Annotated in this window: 1 protein-coding gene and 1 pseudogene; both read right to left on the reverse strand. The window is 38.6% G+C overall.

Annotated elements, in window-relative coordinates; translation table 11 throughout:
* A pseudogene (locus tag KPX09_RS05115) lies at positions 1-142 on the reverse strand (P44/Msp2 family outer membrane protein); the annotation flags it as partial.
* A 337-nt stretch (positions 143-479) separates the two neighbouring features.
* A complete protein-coding gene (gene recF / locus KPX09_RS05120) occupies positions 480-1595 on the reverse strand; it encodes a DNA replication/repair protein RecF (protein ID WP_249549282.1) in 1116 nt (371 codons plus the stop codon).
* Positions 1596-2031: the final 436 nt, after the last annotated feature.

The following is a 2031-nucleotide window of genomic DNA, read 5'->3' on the forward strand; positions in this document are numbered from 1 at the left end:
CATAACCAACACTACCTTCCATAGCTACAAGCATGTTGTCCTTAAACCCAATCCGAGGATCGGGTGTATTCCAGTCAAACTTGTTAGACTCAAGTTTGACACTCTTACCATCCTTTAAGTATGGATATACTGCCCTGGTCTCTCTTATACCCTTGTATATCCAAATAATAGGTTCCTATATAACTAATCTACAAAATTCCAAATTTATCTAATAATAAATCCATGGTTGGATGTGATAGTGGAACTTAGAACATAAAAACATACAAACTAATAAAACTTAAGGTAACTATATGAACCACAGATACAAACCCTGGGCCTGATTATAGCGCTAATGGCGGCTAAGTATGGCTTACAAATAGCTACGGGATATAAAAGATCATAGTATTTGTTCCTAGTAATACTGCCTCAACCAGTTTTGCATAGAAACCACACCTCGAGCTATCGCGGAAGCTGGAAGAAACACTCCATTAACAGCATTTCTACATTTTACAGACGTTGTTGTTAGCAATGTGAAAATATTGAAAATTTTCCCGGAATCCCTCGAAATTTTTTTCGTCTACGTCTGTTATCCATGTTTGGCAACCTAAGTGTTCTACAATTGACATTAGTTCCTTTCTATGCTGTGGATCTAGGTGTGACATTATATCGTCTAGAAGCATTATCGGTGCCTGGCCATCAATTTTATATTTTGCTGTTGCAGCTGTTAGCAAAAGTGACAACAGTAAGATCTTCTGTTCTCCAGTTGAGCAACTACTTGCAACAAGGTCTTTTTTTTCATTGAAAACCTGAAAATTATCGTTGTGTATACCAAAGGTAGTACATTGCCTTGCAGCGTCTATATTACGGTTATTTCTCAAACGTTCTGCATATGCATCGACTGCGTTATCAGGATTATCTAGTAGTTCAAAAACTTTACTCTCCAGGCGTATTATAAATTTGAAAAACGTGGACCTCGAAGAGTTTTCTGCCAAGGTGGTGTGCAATGTTTCTAAGACGTTGTGTCTTATTTTGGCGATATGTACACCACTGGTGCTCATGATTTCCTCAAGACTGCTAAGCCAATGGTAATTCTGTGGCGATTCTTGTAAGATTTTCTTCCGGTCGCGTTTCGCTTTTTCATACTTGACCATATGAAGCGAATAGTCCTTGTCAAATATATGGACCATTCTATCAAAAAACCTCAGACGTTCAGTAGGAGCCTTCAATAAAATATGGTCCAACTGAGGTACTAGCCACAGTATACATAAGATCTTATGTAACATATTGTAAAGGCTGGCCTTTTCATCGATAGTGACAGAACGCTTGTTGTTTTTTTTAGCTATGTCTACGGAGAAAAATTCTCCATTACCAACTATGTTATAATGCACTAGCCATGGTATTGTTGAACAGCTGTTCTGCATGCAATCAGCACTGACGTTGCGCAACCCAGGACCTTTGGATAACAGGGATACTGCCTCTAGAATGTTGGTCTTTCCTACGCCATTTTCCCCTAACAGTACCACTGATTTTCCGTTGCTTTCTAATTCCACCTTGGAATAGTTACGGAAATTCACAAGTTTTACACTTTGTACGTATGACTGAAATTTGCAAGACATACAGAGAAATCCACCTCACCTACAGGGTGTTATACCCTACCTAAGTGTAATATAGTGAATTTTTTTGCTATGACGAGAATATAAACGCGGATTGCACCAGAGGCCTAAGATACCATCTTGAAAAACATATACAGACTAGAGCTTAGTTTTTATAGTGGCCACAAAAAACAGCATTACCACAAGCAAAATAAGCAACACAAAAAGAAATATATTTTTCCCTCTGCGTGCACGTTTAAACTCACACTCTTCCACCAAGACACCACCCCCAAATTCTACTTAGATTTACTAAGTGCACCTGGAATTCTTCAGCATATCGTATCTAAAATGTCAAGAGGTTTCCATAAGAGACGCGTCATCATGTAGGGAATAACAGGGTATTAAGAGCAAGGTGCATGAAATACAAACCCTCAGTAGCATCGAAGTACGAACGTAAATG

This window comes from Anaplasma phagocytophilum (genome assembly GCF_023476575.1).
Lineage (GTDB): Bacteria > Pseudomonadota > Alphaproteobacteria > Rickettsiales > Anaplasmataceae > Anaplasma > Anaplasma phagocytophilum_A.